This window comes from Chitinophaga filiformis, from assembly GCF_023100805.1.
In the GTDB taxonomy this organism is placed as follows: domain Bacteria; phylum Bacteroidota; class Bacteroidia; order Chitinophagales; family Chitinophagaceae; genus Chitinophaga; species Chitinophaga filiformis_B.
The window spans coordinates 7,867,459-7,883,318 of sequence record NZ_CP095855.1 but is presented as its reverse complement, the minus strand read 5'-3'; the positions used below and the strand labels follow the sequence as shown (position 1 = coordinate 7,883,318).

The 15,860-nt window shown below is 46.8% G+C and carries 16 protein-coding genes; 14 read left to right on the top strand and 2 right to left on the bottom strand.

The genetic code is table 11. The features are described 5' to 3' along the window. Positions 1 to 91 precede the first annotated feature (91 nt). Both hisS and MYF79_RS30815 read right to left on the bottom strand, forming a co-directional pair. The gene (gene hisS, locus MYF79_RS30820; protein WP_247811661.1) at positions 92 to 1,441 is read right to left on the bottom strand and encodes a histidine--tRNA ligase; all 1,350 of its coding nucleotides are present in this window, start codon (positions 1,439 to 1,441) and stop codon (positions 92 to 94) included. Between the two features lie 27 nt (positions 1,442 to 1,468). Then, positions 1,469 to 1,906 carry a low molecular weight protein-tyrosine-phosphatase gene (locus MYF79_RS30815; protein WP_247811660.1) on the bottom strand — a complete coding sequence of 146 codons (438 nt, stop codon included), beginning with the start codon at positions 1,904 to 1,906 and terminating at the stop codon, positions 1,469 to 1,471. 689 nt (positions 1,907 to 2,595) lie between these two features. Here MYF79_RS30815 and MYF79_RS30810 point away from each other — a divergent pair. The 14 genes from MYF79_RS30810 (at position 2,596) to nuoL (ending at position 15,816) form a co-directional block, all read left to right on the top strand. Further along, complete coding sequence (locus tag MYF79_RS30810) at positions 2,596 to 3,519, top strand: substrate-binding domain-containing protein (RefSeq protein WP_247811659.1); 924 nt, start codon at positions 2,596 to 2,598, stop codon at positions 3,517 to 3,519. Positions 3,520 to 3,556: 37 nt separating this feature from the next. After that, complete coding sequence (locus tag MYF79_RS30805) at positions 3,557 to 5,275, top strand: tetratricopeptide repeat protein (protein ID WP_247811658.1); 1,719 nt, start codon at positions 3,557 to 3,559, stop codon at positions 5,273 to 5,275. Positions 5,276 to 5,436: 161 nt separating this feature from the next. Further along, entirely contained in the window at positions 5,437 to 5,829 is a 393-nt protein-coding gene (locus MYF79_RS30800; protein ID WP_149693534.1) for an NADH-quinone oxidoreductase subunit A, read from the top strand. A gap of 100 nt (positions 5,830 to 5,929) precedes the next feature. Beyond that, positions 5,930 to 6,493: an NADH-quinone oxidoreductase subunit B gene (locus tag MYF79_RS30795; RefSeq protein ID WP_199653323.1), complete on the top strand. Its 564-nt coding sequence runs from the start codon at positions 5,930 to 5,932 to the stop codon at positions 6,491 to 6,493. A gap of 62 nt (positions 6,494 to 6,555) precedes the next feature. Beyond that, the gene (locus MYF79_RS30790; RefSeq protein WP_199653322.1) at positions 6,556 to 7,077 is read left to right on the top strand and encodes an NADH-quinone oxidoreductase subunit C; all 522 of its coding nucleotides are present in this window, start codon (positions 6,556 to 6,558) and stop codon (positions 7,075 to 7,077) included. An 18-nt stretch (positions 7,078 to 7,095) separates the two neighbouring features. Continuing rightward, positions 7,096 to 8,313 (top strand): NADH-quinone oxidoreductase subunit D, encoded by a 1,218-nt coding sequence (locus MYF79_RS30785; protein ID WP_247811657.1) that lies wholly within the window; start codon positions 7,096 to 7,098, stop codon positions 8,311 to 8,313. 24 nt (positions 8,314 to 8,337) lie between these two features. After that, on the top strand, positions 8,338 to 8,823 hold the full coding sequence (gene nuoE, locus MYF79_RS30780; RefSeq protein ID WP_236388526.1) for an NADH-quinone oxidoreductase subunit NuoE: 486 nt from the start codon (positions 8,338 to 8,340) through the stop codon (positions 8,821 to 8,823). Positions 8,824 to 8,867: 44 nt separating this feature from the next. Continuing rightward, positions 8,868 to 10,232: an NADH-quinone oxidoreductase subunit NuoF gene (nuoF, locus tag MYF79_RS30775; protein WP_247811656.1), complete on the top strand. Its 1,365-nt coding sequence runs from the start codon at positions 8,868 to 8,870 to the stop codon at positions 10,230 to 10,232. Between the two features lie 22 nt (positions 10,233 to 10,254). Next, the gene (locus tag MYF79_RS30770) at positions 10,255 to 11,346 is read left to right on the top strand and encodes a 2Fe-2S iron-sulfur cluster-binding protein (protein WP_247811655.1); all 1,092 of its coding nucleotides are present in this window, start codon (positions 10,255 to 10,257) and stop codon (positions 11,344 to 11,346) included. A 37-nt stretch (positions 11,347 to 11,383) separates the two neighbouring features. After that, the gene (gene nuoH / locus MYF79_RS30765; protein ID WP_199653318.1) at positions 11,384 to 12,421 is read left to right on the top strand and encodes an NADH-quinone oxidoreductase subunit NuoH; all 1,038 of its coding nucleotides are present in this window, start codon (positions 11,384 to 11,386) and stop codon (positions 12,419 to 12,421) included. Between the two features lie 26 nt (positions 12,422 to 12,447). Then, entirely contained in the window at positions 12,448 to 12,957 is a 510-nt protein-coding gene (gene nuoI / locus MYF79_RS30760) for an NADH-quinone oxidoreductase subunit NuoI (protein ID WP_199653317.1), read from the top strand. 48 nt (positions 12,958 to 13,005) lie between these two features. After that, the gene (locus MYF79_RS30755) at positions 13,006 to 13,503 is read left to right on the top strand and encodes an NADH-quinone oxidoreductase subunit J (RefSeq protein ID WP_199653316.1); all 498 of its coding nucleotides are present in this window, start codon (positions 13,006 to 13,008) and stop codon (positions 13,501 to 13,503) included. A 47-nt stretch (positions 13,504 to 13,550) separates the two neighbouring features. Next, positions 13,551 to 13,868: an NADH-quinone oxidoreductase subunit NuoK gene (gene nuoK / locus MYF79_RS30750; protein WP_149693526.1), complete on the top strand. Its 318-nt coding sequence runs from the start codon at positions 13,551 to 13,553 to the stop codon at positions 13,866 to 13,868. A gap of 43 nt (positions 13,869 to 13,911) precedes the next feature. Next, complete coding sequence (gene nuoL / locus MYF79_RS30745) at positions 13,912 to 15,816, top strand: NADH-quinone oxidoreductase subunit L (RefSeq protein WP_247811654.1); 1,905 nt, start codon at positions 13,912 to 13,914, stop codon at positions 15,814 to 15,816. Positions 15,817 to 15,860 lie beyond the last annotated feature (44 nt).

The window sequence follows — 15,860 nt, the reverse complement described above, 5'->3', positions numbered from 1 at the left end:
TAACAAAGAGCATAGTATATAGCTGTGCCCTGAAGGACCTAAATAACAAAGGCCCGCATTAAGCGGGCCTTTGCCTGTATGCTCAATTTCCTCAGAAATTATAATCCGCTAAATCCGCCATCTTCACTTTCTCCTGTGTGCCGGTCACCATATTCTTAACGCTCACTACTTGTTCCTGTACCTCACTTTCGCCCATAATGATCACATAGGGGATATTCCTTTTATTCGCATATTTCATCTGCTTATCCATTTTAGATGGTTCATGGAATAATTCAGAAGAAATGCCCTTATTACGCAATTGCATCAGCAGTTTGAAAGCGACGCTGCTTGACTGCGCATCCAGGTTGAAGAATAGCACCTGAGTACCCTGTTGGGCTGCAGCAGGGAATAATTGCAGTTCTTCCAGTACATCGTAAATACGGTCCACACCGAAAGAGATACCTACGCCGGAAAGACCCGGCAGGCCAAACAGGCCGGTAAGGTCATCATAGCGGCCGCCACCGCCAATGCTACCCATTTTGACAGCAGGAGGTGCTTTAACTTCCACGATCATACCTGTATAGTAGTTCAGGCCGCGGGCCAGTGTTACATCCAGGATCGGGGTGGTTTTGAAGGCGTCCGGTTGTGTATGCAATACATAAGATAATTCTTCAATGCCTTTCAGACCGGTAGGAGAATCTTTGAAGAGAGTACTCAACTGTTGCAGTTTTTCCTCGTTGTTACCTTCAATACCCAGGAAGTTTTCAATGATGGCAATTTCACTGGCAGCCAGTCCCCGCTCTTGTAGTTCCTCCTTTACCTTCCCTATACCTATCTTATCTAATTTGTCAATAGCCACAGTAATATCCGTGAGCAGGGCAGGTTTACCAATTATCTCAGCAAGCGCACTCAATATTTTACGATTGTTGATACGAACTTCATACCCATCTAATTTCAGCCGGGTAAAAACAGTATCATATATGAGAAGCAATTCAATTTCATTTAACAGAGAATTGCTGCCTACAACGTCGGCATCACATTGATAAAACTCCCGGTACCGGCCCTTTTGAGGTCTGTCAGCACGCCATACCGGCTGCATCTGGTAACGTTTGAAAGGAAGGGCCAGTTCATGCTGGTTCATTACCACATATCTCGCAAAAGGGATAGTGAGGTCGTAACGCAGGGCTTTCTCACATAATAAGATGCCCAGTTCCCGGCTATCCTTTGCCTGTTGGGCACGACCGAGGATGTCGCCATTGTCAAGGATCTTGAATATCAGCTTATCACCTTCTTCACCGTATTTACCAGTAAGCGTATCCAGGTTCTCCATTGTAGGGGTTTCCAGTGGCTGGAATCCAAACAGCTCAAATGTTTCACGGATGGTCTGGAAAATGTATTGCCGTTTTCTTACCACCACCGGTCCGAAATCCCGGGTACCTTTTGGTATACTGGGTTTTATCATTATTGTTCAGTTATGCTTTAAAGTAATTTATTTTTTTCCTGCCACGATCTTCTCACAGGCCTCGTAGATCATGTTATACACCGGTTCAAATAAGGCGTCGTCATACCATGGATCGGGCACGGGTTGCTGATCGTCCAGCAACAGTTGCAATTTAGCCTTATCTGCGTCAGTTCTTGCTTTCAGGAGTATATCCCTGTAATTATCCAGGTCCATGGCAAAAATGCGGTCAAACCGGTCAAAATCTGCTGCCTGAAACTGTCTGCCCCGCAGGCCGGAGATATCTATTCCGTGGCGCTGTGCAACCTTCACCGACCGGCGGTCGGGAGGATCGCCCACATGCCAGTTACCCGTACCGGCAGAATCTATTTCCCAGTCCAGTCCCTGCTGAAGTGCAAGATGCCTTAGTATTCCTTCTGCCAGGGGCGAACGGCAGATGTTCCCCAGGCATACCATCAGTATTTTCATAATTTCCGCAAACCTACAAGATTTTAACATTATTTTATGCGCATCCTAAAATCCTGAACTGGTGCGTATTAGCCGGTATTGGCCGTAAAACGGGATAAACAGGCATTATGGAATCCTGGTTTCTTCGCATCTATATGGTAAGATTGGTTAATACTATACTTTCTTTTTAATGAGTATGTATTCCGGTGATTACGTACGACATAGTGCTGAAAGTACCAGTATTTAACATGGTTTTAACAAGTTCTTGTTTAATTAGATGTAGATTGAATATGAAAAAATGTGTGTATGCCCGACGATTATTAAAACCTGCCGTAGTGGCTGGTTTACGGTGAAGGGGATGGGGCCGGAATCACTTTTTTTTAACAATCCTCTAAAAGAACAGGTATTTATTTGGAAATATTTTTTTGTATACTTGTAATTCGCTAACGATGCTAATGCAACAAGAAAAATCTGGAAACACGCGGACTAAGGTAAATTATCGTTCGCTCGGGGAATTAATAAGGGGTATATTTTTTCTGCTCTTGGGCCTATATGCAATCTTTGCGCAGAAATATAACCTGGGCGAGTTCCAGGTATCTCAGACTGTAGTGACTATTTTCGGGGTCATACTAATTGCGTATGGTCTTTTCCGTGTATATAGAGGAACGAGATACCTATTTCATCAAAAGGATTAAACAAGAGACGAACATATGACGACCGGAATATTGAAGCGAAACCAGATCGCTGTTATCTTGTTAGCCGTAGCAGCGCTAGTGGCCTCCTGTGGACAGGCCAACAAGTCCGCAGGACAGCAGGATACGCCAACTGCAGGGACCATCAGAATAAGTGTGGATGAAACCTATCGCCCGCTGATGGAAGCCGAAATTAAGGTTTTTGAATCCTTATATAAGGATGCGCATATCATTGCTGAATACAAGCCCGAAGCTGAGTGTTTTAAAGATCTGTTGGCCGATAGTTCAAGGCTGATCTTCGTAACAAGAGATTTCAGTGAAGCAGAAAAGACATATTTTAAAGAGGCAAAGGTATCGCCGCAAAGCCTGCTCCTTGCCTGGGATGGCGTAGCGCTGATTACTAACCGTAGTAATCCCGACAGTATCCTTACAATGGACCAGGTGCGGAAAATTATGGACGGGTCTGATTCCACGAAAAAACATCAAATAGTTTTTGATAATCAGAATTCAAGTACGGTAAGATATGTCCGCGATTCGATCAATAAGGGAAAACCGTTGCCGCAGAACGTAATGGCTGCGAAAACCAATCCCGAAGTGGTTGATTATGTGGCTAAAATGAAAGATGCGATTGGTGTAATAGGAGTGAGCTGGATCTCGGATCCCAACGACTCAACTTCTATAGAGTTTACAAATAAAGTGCAAGTGGTCAAGGTGAGAGCAGATTATGGTTCGGAATTTGTAAAACCATATCAGGCATACATCGCTCTTGGTTCCTACCAGCTTAAACGTGGTTTGTTCTACTGCTTGAAAGAACCATATTCAGGATTGGGATCAGGGTTCGCCACTTTCCTGGGGAGTTATGAAGGACAGATGATCATTGCGAAATTCAGACTGTTCCCTGCGAGATTGAATGTAGTATTCAGGGAAGCGAACATTAAGTAAAAAACTAACACAACTAAAATTAAAAACCGGATTGCTCATGAACAGACGGAAAAGTTTAATTGTTGCATTGCTGTGCGTCGCGAACGGCGTAATGGCCCAATCTGTAGAAGATGGATTGAAAGACCTGTATTATGGCAAGTATGAAACAGCCAAAGAAAATCTGCAAAAAGTAATAGCGGCCAAGCCAACCGATGACAGGGGGTATTACTACCTGGGTATTGCGCAGCTGGGCCTGCATGATGACGCCGGTGCTGCTGCAACTTTTCAGAAAGGACTGCAGGCTGTGCCTACCTCGCCTTTGTTACAGGCTGGCCTCGGCCGTATCGACCTGCTGAAAGGTGACGCTGCTGCAGCAAAACAAAAATTTGAAGCCGCCAGCACTGCTACCGAAGGACGTAACGGTGATGTAGCCCGCGCTATTGCAGATGCAAACACTGAAATAAAAGGTGGCGACCGCGGTTATGCATTGTCAGTAATGGAAAAACTGCTGAACAATGAAGGCCGTAAAAAGAAAGAAGTATATACTGCAAAAGCTGCAGATTATATAGAATTAGGCGACGCTTACCGCCTCCTGGGTGGTGAGAATGGTGGTAAAGCCATCACTGCTTACGACAAGGCGCTGGAACTCGAGCCTAACAACGCTGAAGCTGTAATGAAACAGGGTCTGGTGAACTACAACGCTAAACTGTTGCAGGATGCCGTAAATGATTGGACAAAAGCCACCAATCTGGACGCAAACTACGCACCAGCTTACTACGAACTGTACCAGTTCTATATCACTCCAACCAAAGCTCAGCTGTCACTCGAAAATGCAGCTAAGTACCTGGAGAAATATATGGCGGCAGTAGGTGAGGGCGCTGGTAAACTGGAAAACGAATACAACCTGGCTGCTATCGCTTTCTACCGTAAAGACTATGACGCTGCTATCAGCAAAACGAAAGCCGTATTACCCCAGACAACTGAAGGTAATAAAGGTAAATTCGTACGCCTGCTGACAGATGCTTATCTGCAGAAAGGTGATACCACTACCGGTAAACAGGTGATCGAAGAGTACGTTAAATCCGTTGGAGATGCTAAGCTCCAGGCTAACGACTACAAACTGCTGAGCGCTATCTACCAGCAGCATGTAACTGATTCTGCACAGGAAGCGATCAACGATTCTCTGGCTGGTATGTACCTGGAGAAATACGCACTGGCTGATACGGCAAAAGATGTTGAAAAATACAGGGCCGTTGCTGAGAACTTTAAAGCAATGCATGACTTCAAACGTTCAGCAGAGTGGTATGGCAAACTGGTAAATGATTTTACTGATGAGCAGAACAGCGGTAAAGTGCAGGATATGTTCTTTAAAGGTACCATGGAGATCTACGCACGTGAATACGATGCGGCAGATTCAACCTGGGGCGCCTTCGCAGCTAAATATCCTAACAACGAAGCTTTAGGTATTTACTGGAGAGGTCGTGCCAACATGGCGAAAGATCCTGAAGCAAAATCAGGTGTTGCTGTTCCTTACTTCCAGAAATTCTTTGAGATCAAAGGAGATGAGAAGATGAACAAACCAGCCCAGCTGATGTTCCCTTATCAGTATATGATGATCTACTACTACAATAAGGATGATCAGGCAAATATGAAGATCTGGATGGACAAAGTACTGGCTATCGATCCTAACAACGCTACCGTGAAAGCGATCCAGGAAAACCAGGAAAATAAATCCAAAGCTGCAGCTGTTAAACCAGCTCAGGGTAACAAAAAGTAATTGGTTTAAAATTTATAGGAAAGCCTCCTGTCGCCTGACAGGAGGCTTTTTAATTGCCGGTTGGTGAAAAAAGATAATATTTTAATCCTTCATAAGATTTGAATTTTGCATTAGTTAGCCTATTTTTGCTCATTCGGAGAACGATTTATACAGGGAAGCTTATGTTTACAGACACAGAATTATTGTCCGCAACCACTCCTTTCAGCTATTTTCCCATTGTTCTGCAGTTGGTAGCTGCATTGGGCTTTGTTGGAATTACAATGCTTGCAACGCATTTTTTGGGGCCAAAACGTAAAACCAGCGACAAACTTGCTACCTTTGAAAGTGGTATTGAACAAAAAGGCAACGCACGCCAGCCAGTAGCCATTAAGTACTTCCTAACCGCCATTCTGTTCGTGCTTTTTGACGTAGAAGTGATCTTCTTTTATCCTTATGCGGTGAATTTCAGAGAACTGGGCTGGGATGGCTTTATGGCCATGTTACTGTTCGTTGCGTTCTTTATGGGCGGCTTCTTCTATATCCTGAAGAAGGGAGCGCTGAAATGGGAAGACTGATTTTTATATAAGCATATTAGCAGAAGGGTTGCCGGTGGCTGGCAATCCCGTGTGCGTTTAGGTCAAATCTGATTGTGAAAATTTTTAAATCTGACATGGTATGGCACGTCCGGTCCAGTATAATGAAAAAGTGAAGAGTGTGGAAGTACCCGATGGGTATGCAGGGGAAGGGTTTTTTGCTACAAAATTCGACCAGGTAATTGGTCTGGCACGTAAAAACTCCATCTGGCCTTTACCTTTCGCTACCTCCTGTTGTGGTATTGAATTTATGGCAACCATGGCCTCTACCTACGATATGGCCCGTTTCGGTTCTGAAAGAATGGCCTTCACTCCCCGCCAGTGTGACTTATTAATGGTAATGGGTACAATTTCCAAGAAAATGGGCCCTGTATTACGCCAGGTATACCTGCAAATGGCTGAACCCCGCTGGGTAGTAGCTGTAGGCGCCTGCGCATGCAGCGGCGGTGTGTTTGATACTTACTCCGTATTGCAGGGTATAGACCAGGTGATCCCGGTAGATGTATATGTTCCCGGTTGCCCTCCGCGTCCTGAGGCCATTATAGATGGTTTTATGCGCGTACAGGAACTGGTGGGACAGGAAAGCCTGCGCCGCCGTCACACCGACAAATACAAGGAATTATTGAACTCTTACGGTATCGAGTAATCTACCACACGAAAGAAGATCATATCCGAAAAGTCAATCTGAAATAGAAAATTGAAATCGTAATGTCTTTGACAAACGACTATATAAAGCAAAGGTTAGCAGAAAAGTTTGGGGAATCAATCAGCCAGGTGGAAGAATCCTTTGGGATGCTATCATTTACCGCACCGAAAGACCTGAACCTGAAAGTAATGCAGTTCCTGTACGATGATGAGGAACTGCAATTTCGTTTTTTAACGGACCTCACTGCCGTACACTATCCCAACAGAACAGGAGAGGAGCTGGCGGTAGTATACCACCTGTACAATTTCAGGGAAAGAGTGAGACTGCGTTTTAAAGTTTACACCAGCATTGAGGATACTCGTGTATTCACAGCTACCCGGCTGTTTGAATCAGCCAACTGGATGGAAAGGGAAACATACGACTTCTTCGGTGTGAACTTCGTGGGGCACCCGAACCTGAAACGTATCCTGAACGTGGACGAAATGACCTATTTCCCTATGCGTAAGGAATTTCCGCTGGAAGATCAGACCCGTACCGATAAAGATGATGAAATGTTCGGCCGCGGCGGGCATATTGGCATTTAATAAATTATTCGTTTGAACATGTCAGAGCAGCAACATATCACACTGCCGGAAGGCTCCATAGAGAGGCAAACACAAACCCTTAACCTGGGACCTACCCACCCCGCCACACACGGGGTATTTCAGAATATCCTGGAAATTGACGGCGAGCGTATCGTGAGTTCGGAATCTACTGTAGGGTATATCCACCGTGCATTTGAGAAGATCGCAGAAAGACGCCCTTACTACCAGATCACTCCTTTAACTGACCGTCTGAACTATTGTTCGTCTCCTATCAATAATATGGGATGGCACATGACCGTAGAGAAACTGCTGGGTATTAAAACCCCCAAGCGCGTTGACTACCTCCGTGTGATCATCATGGAACTGGCCCGTATTACCGACCACCTGATCTGTAACGGTGTGGTAGGCGTGGACAGCGGCGCCTTCTCCGGCTTCCTCTACCTCATGAAATACCGTGAGCTGGCTTATGAGATCTATGAGGAAATATGCGGTTCCCGTCTGACAACCAATATTGGCCGTGTGGGTGGTTTTGAAAGAAACTTTACACCTGCGGCGTTTGAAAAAATAGAACGTTTCCTGAAAGAATACCCGGTGGCGCTGAAGGAGTTCGAAACCCTGATGAACCGTAACCGTATCTTCATGGAAAGAACACAGGGCGTTGGCCCTATCAGTGCGGAAAGAGCCATCAACTACGGCTTTACCGGCCCTAACCTGCGCGCTGCCGGTGTGGACTACGACGTGCGCGTGGCACAGCCATATTGCTCTTATGAAGATTTCGAGTTTAATATACCGGTAGGTACCACGGGCGACTGTTACGACCGCTTCCTGGTGCGTAATGCCGAAATGTGGGAAAGCCTGAGCATCATCCGCCAGGCCATGGACAAGCTGAAAGACCTGCCTTCAGATGTATACCATGCAGACGTACCTGCTTATTATCTGCCTGAAAAGAGCGCGGTATACACCAAAATGGAAGCGCTGATATACCACTTCAAGATCATCATGGGTGAATCGGATATCCTGCCGGGCGAACTGTACAATCCTGTAGAAGGAGCCAACGGCGAACTGGGATTCTATCTCATCAGCGATGGTGGCCGTAGCCCTTACAGGCTGCACTTCCGCCGCCCATGTTTCATATATTACCAGGCTTATGCAGAACTGATCAAAGGCGCAATGCTCAGCGATGCCGTAATCTGTATGAGTAGCCTGAATCTGATAGCAGGTGAACTGGATGCTTAATTATTAATTTTTTCTTTCATAGTTATGTTTTCTGAAGAGAAACTGAATAAGGTAAAAGAGATCATCGCCCGTTACCCGGCAGGGAAACAGAAGAGCGCCCTGATTCCCGTGCTGCATCTGGCACAGGAAGAGTTTGGCGGATGGCTGAGCGCGGAAACCATGGATTACGTGGCTTCCCTGCTGCAGATCAAACCGATCGAAGTGTATGAGGTGGCTACCTTTTACTCGATGTTTAACCTGAAGCCTGTTGGTAAATACGTATTTGAAGTATGCCAGACAGGCCCCTGCATGCTGCGTGGCTCAGACAACATCATTGACTATATCAAAAAGAAACTGGACATCGGCGTGGGCGAAACCACCAAAGATGGCCTGTTCACCCTCAAGACAGTAGAATGCCTCGGCGCCTGCGGATACGCTCCTATGATGCAGCTGGGCAAACACTATCGTGAGCACCTGACCCCTGAAAAGGTAGATGCTATCATTGAGGAATGCAGGGTTAAAGCAAACTAAAACTTTGAATGGCCGGAATACGGTCTACAATCATAAAAAGTAAGATGGGACGCAAACTACTTTTTGACAAAGCGCACATAGAAGGCATCCGGTACTATGATGTATACCGGGCCAACGGAGGTTATGGATCTGCGGAAAAAGCGCTGAAAAGCATGACACCTGACCAGGTGCTGGATGAGGTAAAAAAGAGCGGTCTGAGAGGTCGTGGTGGCGCCGGTTTCCCTACCGGTATGAAATGGAGCTTCATTGCAAAACCGGAAGGCGTGCCCCGCTACCTGGTGTGCAATGCGGACGAATCCGAACCAGGTACATTCAAAGACCGTTACCTGATGGAATTTATCCCTCACCTGCTCATAGAAGGCCTGCTCATCTCCAGCTATACACTGGGTTGCAACAGCTGCTATATCTATATCCGTGGTGAGTACGCCTGGATCCCTGACATCCTGGAACAGGCTATCGCAGAAGCAAAGAAGAACGGCTGGCTGGGTAAGAATATCCAGGGCTCCGGCTTTGATCTCGAAATATATGTACAGCGTGGCGCCGGCGCTTATATCTGTGGTGAGGAAACTGCCCTGATAGAATCCCTGGAAGGTAAACGTGGTAACCCGCGTATCAAACCGCCATTCCCGGCTGTAAAAGGTCTGTGGGACTGCCCGACTGTGGTGAATAACGTAGAAACACTGGCTACTGTTGTGCCTATCCTGCGCATCGGTGGTGAAGAATACGCAAAATACGGTATCGGTAAATCTACCGGTACTAAACTGATCTCTGCCTGTGGTAATATAAACAAACCAGGGGTGTACGAGATCGAGATGAATATCTCCGTGGAGGAGTTCATCTACTCCGATGAATACTGTGGTGGCATCCCTAACGGCAAACGCCTGAAGGCATGCATCCCCGGTGGTTCTTCCGTACCTATCCTGCCGGCTAACCTGCTGCTGAAAACAGCAAAAGGCGAGCAGCGCATGATGACCTACGAAAGCCTCGCCGATGGTGGTTTCGCTACAGGTACTATGCTCGGTTCCGGTGGTTTCATTGTGCTGGACGAAGACCAGTGTATTGTCAAGAACACCCTGACATTTGCCCGTTTCTATCACCATGAGAGCTGCGGACAGTGCAGCCCATGCCGTGAAGGTACCGGCTGGATGAAGCGTGTACTGCATAATATAGAGAACGGCAAGGGCAAAATGAGTGATATAGATCTGCTGTGGGATATCCAGCGTAAAATAGAAGGTAACACCATCTGCCCGCTGGGCGATGCTGCTGCCTGGCCGGTAGCAGCTGCTATCCGTCACTTCCGTGATGAGTTTGAATGGCATGTGCTGCATCCTGACGAGGCTACCAAACGTAACTACGGACTGGCACATTACGCAGATCCACTGGAAATAGCTGCTCCTGCTGCTGTATAAGAATCAATTTAAGCGATGCAAAATGGCTGAAGAAAAGAAACTCTTTAAGGTTAAGATCGATAATATCTCCGTGGAAGTGGAGCCGGGTACTTCTATCCTGAATGCTGCCCGTAAAATTGGTGGAGATATCGTGCCGCCTGCAATGTGTTACTATTCCAAACTGCAGGGTAGCGGTGGTAAATGCCGTACCTGCCTGGTAAAAGTAACCAAAGGATCAGAAGCTGATCCCCGTCCTATGCCTAAACTGGTGGCCAGCTGCCGTACCAACGTAATGGACGGTATGGAAGTGGCCAATATCACCTCTCCTGAAGTGCAGGACGCACGTAAGGGAGTAGTGGAATTCCTGTTGCTGAACCACCCGCTGGACTGCCCCGTGTGCGACCAGGCAGGGGAATGCCATCTGCAGGACCTCAGCTATGAGCACGGAGCAGATACTACACGCTACGAATTCAAACGCCGTACCTTCGAAAGGATCGATATCGGCGATAAGATACAGTTACACATGACCCGTTGCATCCTCTGCTACCGTTGTGTGTTCACCGCCGATCAGCTGACTGAAAAACGTGAGCACGGCGTACTGGGACGTGGAGAAGCAGCAGAAATCGGTACTTACATCCACCAGGCATTGGACAGCAACTTTATCGGTAACGTGATAGACGTTTGCCCCGTAGGTGCGCTGACAGATAAAACCTTCCGCTTCAAGAACCGCGTATGGTTCCTGAAACCGGTAGATGCCCACCGTCAGTGTGAAGATCCTAAATGCTGCGGTAAGACCGTATTGTGGATGCGTGGTGATGAGATTTTCCGCGTAACTGCCCGTAAGGATAAATACGGTGAAGTGGAAGAGTGGATCTGCGATACCTGCCGCTTCGATAAAAAAGATGTGAAAGACTGGATCATAGAAGGACCTCGTAAAATAGACCGTCACAGCGTTATTTCCCAGGGTCACTATGTTGGCGTGCACAAACCGAAAGATACGCTGGTAGAGGTACTGGATGGCCGTCAGCCTAAGCTGTTGCTGGACATTCATAAGGTCAGCGAGGTGAACAGACCGGATATTGATCTGTCTAAGATAGATGGCCCGGCACACTCAGATGACTTTAACAAGAAGTAATTCACTCTTTATTCGTAATTGATATAATTCGTATTTGATGAACATAGACTGGTTCTTTATCCTCGAAAAGATCGTACTGATATCCGGCGTACTGGTGATATCACTGGTAGTCGCGATGTATTCCACATGGGGTGAAAGAAAAGTAGCAAGTATAATTCAGGACAGGATTGGTCCTAACAGGGCCGGTTTTATGGGTTTATTGCAGCCGCTGGCCGATGGTGGTAAACTCTTCTTCAAAGAGGAAATTATACCTGGCAATTCCAACCGTTTCCTGTTCATTCTGGGGCCTTCCCTGGCAATGATCGTAGCCTGTATGACAAGCGCGGTGATTCCCTGGGGCGACACACTGACCATAGCCGGTCATACGGTATCCCTGCAGATCGCAGATATTAACATCGGTATCTTATACATTTTCGGAGTAGTGAGCTTAGGCGTGTATGGTATCATGCTGGGTGGATGGGCTTCCAACAACAAATACTCCCTGCTGGCATCCGTGCGCGCAGCTTCCCAGATCATCTCTTACGAGCTGGCAATGGGCCTGTCGCTGATCGCATTGCTGATGATGACCGGTAGTTTAAGCATCAAGGAAATTGTAGAACAGCAGCGTCATGGCGGCTGGAATGTATTATACCAGCCACTGGGCTTCCTGATATTCCTGGTATGTTCCTTTGCAGAGTGTAACCGTACACCGTTCGACCTGTCAGAAGCTGAAAGTGAGCTGAATGGTGGTTATCACCTGGAGTACTCTTCCATGAAACTGGGCTTCTACCTGTTTGCAGAGTACATCAATATGTTCATCAGCTCTGCGCTGATGTCCAGCCTTTACTTCGGAGGTTATTCCTTCCCATATATGGACAGCCTGGGACTGGCGCCTAACCTGGTGACAATCCTCGGAACAGCAGCACTCTTCATCAAGATCATCTGCTTCCTGTTCTTCTTTATGTGGGTACGCTGGACCATCCCGAGGTTCCGTTACGATCAGCTGATGCGTCTTGGCTGGAACATTATGATCCCGCTGGCACTGGCAAATATGTTGATAACAGGAGCGATCGTACTGTATCGCAGTTCACATTAATTAACGACTTATTTTAATAGCATAATATGCAAGCTTTAACAAGTAGGGCAAGACAGGTAGACCGTAAACCGATGACCTTCATCGAGAAGATCTATTTGTGGAATATTATTAAAGGGATGATCATCACCTTTAAGCATATCTGGAAGAGGAAGGAAACAGTGCGTTACCCGGAGCAGAAGCGTCCGTTCAGCCCTGTATTCCGTGGTCTGCATATATTGAACCGTGACGCTGAAGGCCGTGAGAACTGTACCGCCTGTGGTTTGTGTGCAGTAGCCTGTCCGGCAGAAGCGATCACTATGGAAGCAGCAGAAAGGAAACCAGGTGAAGAGCACCTGTACCGTGAAGAGAAATACGCTGCCCGTTATGAGATCAACATGCTGCGTTGCATTTTCTGTGGTTTTTGTGAAGAGGCTTGTCCGAAAGATGCTATCTATCTGACAGAAACATTTGCACCTGCTAACTACAAACGCGAAGGTTTCATCTATGGAAAACAGGACCTGCTGATACCAGCACCTGGTGAAAAGAAAAAAGCATAATTAAAGACAGTCTTAGCTAAAAACATAATAGTCATTATAGCAATGGGAATGAGTTTACAACAAATCGTTTTCGGGGTACTTTCGATCATCTCTATAATATCCGCCCTGGGCGTGATATTGAGCAAGAACCCCGTTACCAGTGTCCTTTGCCTGATAGTAACGTTTTTCACCATCGCAGGGCACTATATAATGCTCAACGCGCAGTTCCTGGCTGTGGTGCATATCATAGTGTATGCGGGAGCGATCATGGTATTGTTCCTGTTCGTGATCATGTTAATGAACCTGAATGCAGAAATAGAACCACAGAAGCGCAGCTGGTTGAAATATGCCGGCGCTATCAGTGGCGGCGCCCTGCTGCTGGTATTGCTGGGCGCACTCCGTGAGGCTGATGTAACTCCAATTCAACCCGGAGCGACAGATATAGGTCTGATCGCCAACCTTGGTAAAACTTTATTCAATCAATACGTAGTTCCTTTTGAAGTCAGCAGTATCCTGTTCCTGAGCGCTATGGTAGGTGCAGTTGTAATCGGGAAAAGGGAAGCATAACCACAACATCTGTAAATCGTCATTGATCAATTTGTAATTCTTTTAAGATGCCTGTTCAATATTACATTTTCTTAAGCATAGCACTCTTTTGCATTGGGGTGATGGGCGTGCTGATGCGCAGAAATGCCATTATTATTTTCATGTGCGTGGAGCTGATGCTGAATGCCGTAAACCTGCTGCTGGTAGCCTTCTCTAAAATGTGGGCAGACGCTGGCCGTGTAGACGCCGGTGGGGCGCAGATCTTTGTATTCTTTATCATGGTGGTAGCCGCTGCGGAAGTTGCCGTAGGACTGGCCATTATCGTGATGGTATACAGGAATTCACAGTCGGTGGATATTAATATCATGAACAGGCTGAAGAACTAACAGCTTGAATCGTAATTGTAAATCGTAATTAGTATTTGAATAGATGATACATCTAGTTTGGCTGGTACCATTTTTACCATTATTAGGTTTCCTGGTGAATGGATTGGGAAGAAGATACCTCTCCAAATCACTGGCGGGTATAGTAGGAAGCGGAGCTGTATTAGCGGCCTTTGTAATTAGCTTACTGATCTTCCTGGACGTGAAAGCCCCGGGATTTCAGGCACAGGTAGTTCCGTTGTTTGACTTTATTTCTGCAGGCAGCCTGCATATTCCATTCGCATTCCAGGTGGACCAGCTGAGCGCTTTATTTTTGCTGATCATTACCGGTGTTGGTTCACTGATCCATATTTACTCCACTTCTTATATGCATGATGAAACCAGCGAAGGGTTTGCGCGTTATTTCGCTTACCTGAACCTGTTCGTTTTCTCCATGCTGATACTTGTACTGGGCGCCAACTATGTGATGATGTTCATCGGATGGGAAGGCGTAGGGCTCTGCTCTTACCTGCTCATCGGCTTCTGGTTCAAGAACACTGCGTATAACAATGCTGCCAAGAAGGCTTTCATTATGAACCGTATCGGTGACCTCGGCTTCCTGCTGGGCATCTTTGCGATGATCGTGAAATTTGGCAGTGTTACTTTCCCTGAAGTATTCGAAAAAGCAGCAGCAATTGGTCATGGCGACAAGGTAATACCAGTTATTGCCATCCTGCTGTTTGTAGGTGCAGCCGGTAAATCTGCCCAGCTGCCTTTATATACCTGGTTACCCGATGCGATGGCAGGTCCTACTCCCGTATCTGCCCTGATCCACGCTGCTACGATGGTAACAGCAGGTATCTACATGATCGCACGTAGCAATGTATTATATACCCTGGCGCCATGCATTCAGACGGTTGTTGCGGTAATAGGCCTGGCTACAGCGGTACTGGCAGCGTCCATTGCCCTGAAACAGGACGATATCAAAAAAGTATTGGCTTACTCTACCGTGAGCCAGCTTGGATATATGTTCCTCGCACTGGGCGTAGGCGCTTATACCACAGCAGTGTTTCACGTAATGACACACGCATTCTTCAAAGCCCTCCTGTTCCTTGGTTCCGGTTCCGTGATCCACGCAATGGGCGGTGAGCAGAATATCAATAAGATGGGCGGACTGAAAAAATACATGCCGGTTACGCACATCACCTTCCTGATCGGCTGTCTGGCTATTGCCGGTATCCCGGGTCTGTCAGGTTTCTTCTCCAAAGATGAGATCCTTGCTGAAACTTTCGCCTTTAATAAGATCATGTATGCAGTAGCCCTGATCACAGCGCTGATGACGGCCTTCTACATGTTCCGTTTATACTACATCACTTTCTGTGGCAGGTTCCGTGGCACGCACGAGCAGGAACATCACCTGCACGAAAGCCCGGTGGCTATCACCATTCCGCTGATCGTACTGGCTATCCTTTCCGTAATAGGTGGTTATGTTGGTCTGCCGGAAGTATTCGGTACCCACAGCCTGCTGAAAGAATACTTAGCGCCTGTATTTGCTGGCTCAGTACCATTCGTTCATGAACATGAGCACCTGTCGCACAACACCGAATGGCTGCTGATGGGATTAAGCTCTGTGCTGGTGATCATCACGATCTTCTTTGCACGCAGCTGGTACCGCAATTATGAAGACAATGGAGCACCTCGTACCGGTATTGCCAAAGTACTGGAAAACAAATGGTACGTGGATGAGTTATACGATGCTATCATAGTGAAACCCCTGATGATGCTGAGCCGTTTCTTTGAAGAAGCGATCGAGAAATCAGGTATTGACAGGTTGGTAAATGGCGTAGGCCGTGGTGTACAATGGAGCAGCCAGCAGGTAAGACTGCTGCAGAGCGGACAGGTAGGCTTCTACATCTTTGCCATGGTAATTGGAATGGTTGTTTTATTCGTGATAGGATTTCTGCTGAAATAGCAGCAACCTGCATCATCATTAAAAAAGGACAAGTTTAGATAAAT